The sequence below is a fragment of the Corynebacterium sp. genome (assembly GCF_012837295.1).
GTDB lineage: Bacteria > Actinomycetota > Actinomycetes > Mycobacteriales > Mycobacteriaceae > Corynebacterium.
On record NZ_DURI01000038.1, the window covers coordinates 1 to 4,461 of the forward strand.

Sequence of the window (4,461 nt, forward strand, 5' to 3'; positions counted from 1 at the left end):
AACGTCTCGTGCCGCCTCTGGTGCTCCTCGACGAAGGTCTCGGAGTGCTCGGCGAGCTGCAGCAGCGGCTGGACGGCCTTGGCCAGGCGGCGGACATCATCCGGGCTCATCGTCAACACGATGCGCTCGATGATCTCGCCCCAATGGCCGATCATCTGCTCCAGCAGCTCGGTGCCGGTGTCGGAGACGTAGAGGTCCTGGGCCCGGCGGTCGACGGCGTTGTGCTCACGCTTGATCAGGTTGTTGTCGAGCAGGCGCCGCACGGTGGCCGACACGTTGGACGGCCGCAGGAACCGCAGCCGCGCGATGTCCGATACGCCGCAGCCGGGGTGGGTGGAAATGAAGTGCAGGACCTCCATCTCCGACTGCGAAATGTCGAGCCGCTGGTTGGGGCGTTCCCCGAGGCGACGGGTGGCGGCCAGGAAGTCGTACAACCCGATCGCGATGCGCCGGACGTTCTCCTTCGTCGCCGCGTCGAAGTCCGGGGTGAAGCCGGGGTTCTCGGCGGAGGAAGCGGAAACCATGGTGTACCTTCCTTTCTCGGGTCCGGGGCGGCCGCGGGAATCCTGCGGGGTCCGGAATAGTCCCTCAACTATATATTCAGTGTAGAAAGTCGTGTGTTACATGCGTGCGGAAATCTCCGGGAAAAACACCGGCGTCCCCCTGTCCCTCCTCGCCGCGCTGGCGCTGGCGACGATGGCGGGACCGCTGTCGATCGACACCTACCTGCCCGCCTTCCCGCTCATGGCCGACGACCTCGGCACCACGGAACCGGGCATCCAGCTGACGTTGACGCTGTTCATGGCCGGCATGGCGCTGGGCCAGTTCTTCATCGGCCCGATGTCGGACTCGATGGGCCGCCGCCGCCTGCTGCTGGGCAGCCAGCTCATCGCCGCGGCCGCCGCCTTCGTTTGCGCGGTCTCCCCGGACATCTGGGTCATGTGGGGCGGCCGCCTGGTCCAGGGCATCGCGGGCGGCGCCGGCGTCGTCCTGGCGCGCGCGGTGGTCGCCGACTTGGCGGTGGGCAAGACCGCGGCACGGGCGTTCGCGTTGATGATGCTCATCAACGGCATCGCCCCGATCATGGCCCCGCTCGTCGGCGCGGTGCTGCTGGTGCCCTTCGGCTGGCGCTCGATTTTCGTGTTCATGGGTTTGTTCAACGTTTTCGCCATGATCGTCTTGGCCCTGGTGGTCAAGGAATCGCTGCCGCCGGAAAACCGCAGCGCAGGCGGTCTGCGCGGCCTGTTCGGCGGCATCGCGGAGGTCGTGAAGATCCGCGGATTCCTCGGCTACGTCATTGCGTTCTGGTTCAGCTTCGGCGCGATGTTCGCGTACATCTCCGGCTCGCCGTTCGTCATGCAGGGCCAGCTCGGCCTGGGCGTGGGCACCTATTCGATGCTCTTCGCGGTGTCGTCGGCGATGATCGTGCTGGGTTCGGCCGTCAGCGCGCGGATGGTCAACACCATCGATCCGCGCCGGCTGTTGGCCTTCGGCATCCTGCTCATGCTCACGGCCTCGGTTCTTTTGCTTGTCGACGCCCTCCTCAACCCGACCGTGTGGGTCATCGTTCCGCTGCTGATGCTCGCCCTGTTCTCGATGGGCTTCATCATGGGCAACGCCACCGCACTGGCGACGGGCCTGGCCCGCCGCCGTGCGGGCGCGGCGTCGGCGATGCTCGGCGCCGGACAGTTCGTCGTCGCCGGCGCGATCTCGCCAATGGTCGGCCTCGGTGCCGACGCCGCGGCGACCATGGGCACCGTGATGACGTGCTCGGTGCTCGTGGCCCTCGCCGGTTACGTGTGGGGCGTCAAGCGGGAGAACTACACGTCGTAGTCGACGATGACGGGGGCGTGGTCGGACGCGCCCTTGCCCTTGCGTTCCTCGCGGTCGATGAACGCTCCCGTGACGGTCTCCGCCAACGCGGGCGTGGCCAGTTGGAAGTCGATGCGCATGCCCTGGCGCTTCTGGAACCGCAGCTGCTGGTAATCCCAGTACGTCCACTGGCCCTCGGTCCACGGGCGGGTGACGTCGCGGAAACCCGCCTCCTGCAGCGCCTCGAACGCCGCGCGCTCCGGACCGGTGACGTGCGTCTTGCCCTCGAAAAACGCCATGTCCCACACGTCCTCGTCGCGGGGCGCGATGTTGAAATCGCCGCCGATCATGGCCTTGTGCGCCGGATCGTCGTCAAGCGAAGCCTTGCCCGCATCCCGCAGGGCCTCCAGGAACCGCAGCTTGTAGTCGTAATGCGGGTCGCCGACCTCGCGGCCGTTGGGGACGTAGACGCTGTGGACGCGCACGCCGCCGCACGTCGCCGCGATGTGGCGGGCCTCCGCGAGCTGCTCGAGCTTCTGGTCCTTGGTGAACCCCGGCTGGCCGGGGAAGCCCGTGACCACGTCGTCGAGGCCGACGCGGGAAATGATGGCCACGCCGTTCCACTGGTTGAGGCCGTGGTGGGCGACCCGGTAGCCGAGCTCCTCGAAGCGCGCCGCGGGGAACTGATGGTCGCGGCACTTGGTCTCCTGCACGGCCAGGACGTCGACGTCGTGGCGCTCGAGCAGCCCGGCCATCCGCTCGAGGCGGGTGCGGGCGGAATTGACGTTCCAGACGCAAATACGCATGCGGCAACCGTACCCGGCGGCGCGGGGGCCGGGAACAAACGCGGGGCGGCGGCCGTTGGACGGGGTGACAGAGGCGCGTGACAGAAAGGCGGTATCCGACATGCACGGCAGGCGAGTCCACGTGGATCCGTTCACGTCCGCGAACCCGTACGAGGTCGACCCCTTCGCGCAGCAGCCCACGCCGGCACAGCCGCCCGCCCCGTTCGTGGCGCGGACGCCGGTGCCTGCGGATCACCCGCTGCTCGGCGTGCCCCGCAACCCGCACATCACGCCCGCGACGGCCGCCGCCGCCGAAGCGCTGGGCTACGACCCGGAAGCGGTGAATGCTCCGCTGATCAGGCGACTCGGCGCGCTGTTCGTCGACGGCGCGATCTACGCCGGGCTGCTCGCCGTCCTGCTGGTGCTGCTCGGCGTCTTCGGCCCGCCGGACGCGTGGGCCGCCGGCGCCGTCGCCGCGCTCTTCGCCGGCCCCGCCGGTTTCTACGGTTACCGCGCCATGGGCGACGCGATCTTCGAGGGCTCGCCCGGCAAGCACGCCATGGGCCTGCGGATGGGCGGCCCCAACGGCCTGCCCGTCTCCGGCGGCGACGGCCTGCGCCGCAACCTGTGGATCCTGCCGTCGATGGTCCCCGGCCTGGGGTGGATCGTCAGCCTGGCCATGATGGGCTGGATCGGCCTGAGCGCGGGAAGCGACCCGCTTGGCCGCGGAGGGCACGAGCGGGCCGTCGGCACGCGCGTCACCGAGAAGGACTAGCCTCCCCGGCGCCGGCGCTACATGGCGCTCGGGTCGACGTTGATCGAGTCGATGACGCCGTCGCCGTCGAAGTCGTGGTGGCGGGTGTCGAACTCGCCGTTGCCGGTGGTGTCGTAGAGCACTGAGTCGGCCACGCCGTCGCCGTCGAAATCGTAGGCGCGGGCGTCGACCTCCCCGTCGCCGTCGAGGTCGAAGTCGATCTTGTTCACCAGGCCGTCGTTGTCGTAATCGGCGATGGTCACGTCGACGACGCCGTCGCCGTCGAGGTCCAACTGGATCTCGTCGATGTCGCCGTCGCGGTTGAGGTCGGACTTGGTCACCACCTGCTCGGGGTCGACGGAGTCGGCGATGTCGTCGATCGAGCCGAACGGCAGCTTGCCGATCTCCTCGGCGGTGGGGGTGCCATCGGACGCGGGCGCCGGGTCGCGCGGCTGGTCGTTGGCGGGCTCGTCGCCGCGGACGTCGTCGATGAACTGGGTGAAGATGGTGTTGTCGGACATGGTTCCGGTTCCTCTCGGGGTGGGTCTCTGGTGTGTCGGGTGCAGCGCCTCTCTTGCGCTTCCTTCACCGATGAGATGCCCCGGCGGCCCGGAAAGTTCCCGCTCAAAAGAGTTTTTTCGCTTGACGACGCCCCGGCGCGCAAGAAACCCACGTTGCGCACAGGTGCTCGCGGTGGAACGCGAGCGACTGCGGGAAACGTGGGTTACCAGGGGGACGGAGAGCAGGGAAGGGGGCGGGCGTCGTAAAGCGGGAACTACGCGTCCAGGGAGCCGGCGCCGGCACTCGGATCCACCGGGTCGCCGCCACTGTAGTTCGGGTCCTCCTCGACGTTGTCGACGATGCCGTCGCCGTCGACGTCGGTGTAGCGGATGTCCGTGTAGCCGTCGAGGTCGCGGTCGATCTCCAGGGTGTCGATGTTGCCGTCGCCATCCGAGTCGGACCAGATGTGGTCGATGCGGCCATCGCCGGAGGTGTCCACGTGGAGCTCGGAGAAGCCGTCGCCGACCGGCTCGCGCATCTCGGCGTCGACGATGCCGTCGCCGTCGAGGTCGAGCGACAGGGTGTCGACCACGCCGTCGCCGGTGGTGT

5 protein-coding genes and 1 pseudogene are annotated in these 4,461 nt (G+C 68.6%); 2 read left to right on the forward strand and 4 right to left on the reverse strand.

Translation table 11 applies throughout. The annotated features are described in order from the left end of the window. Positions 1 to 524, reverse strand: a 524-nt coding sequence (locus tag GX015_RS01310) for a MarR family winged helix-turn-helix transcriptional regulator (RefSeq protein WP_291342207.1), incomplete at its 3' end; no start/stop codon positions are given. Positions 525 to 624: 100 nt separating this feature from the next. Here GX015_RS01310 and GX015_RS01315 point away from each other — a divergent pair. Further along, positions 625 to 1,833, forward strand: coding sequence for a multidrug effflux MFS transporter (locus GX015_RS01315; RefSeq protein WP_291342209.1), 1,209 nt, complete (start codon positions 625 to 627; stop codon positions 1,831 to 1,833). Here GX015_RS01315 and GX015_RS01320 read toward each other — a convergent pair. Next, positions 1,821 to 2,618, reverse strand: coding sequence for an exodeoxyribonuclease III (locus GX015_RS01320; protein ID WP_291342211.1), 798 nt, complete (start codon positions 2,616 to 2,618; stop codon positions 1,821 to 1,823). The genes GX015_RS01315 and GX015_RS01320 overlap by 13 nt on opposite strands. A 100-nt stretch (positions 2,619 to 2,718) precedes the next feature. Between GX015_RS01320 and GX015_RS01325 the strand changes: the two genes are divergently transcribed. Then, complete coding sequence (locus GX015_RS01325) at positions 2,719 to 3,372, forward strand: RDD family protein (protein WP_291342213.1); 654 nt, start codon at positions 2,719 to 2,721, stop codon at positions 3,370 to 3,372. Positions 3,373 to 3,389: 17 nt separating this feature from the next. Here GX015_RS01325 and GX015_RS01330 read toward each other — a convergent pair whose 3' ends face one another. Together GX015_RS01330 and GX015_RS01335 are read right to left on the reverse strand one after the other, a co-directional pair. Next, the gene (locus GX015_RS01330; RefSeq protein ID WP_291342214.1) at positions 3,390 to 3,872 is read right to left on the reverse strand and encodes a hypothetical protein; all 483 of its coding nucleotides are present in this window, start codon (positions 3,870 to 3,872) and stop codon (positions 3,390 to 3,392) included. A 254-nt stretch (positions 3,873 to 4,126) separates the two neighbouring features. After that, positions 4,127 to 4,461, reverse strand: a pseudogene (locus GX015_RS01335) (hypothetical protein); the annotation flags it as partial.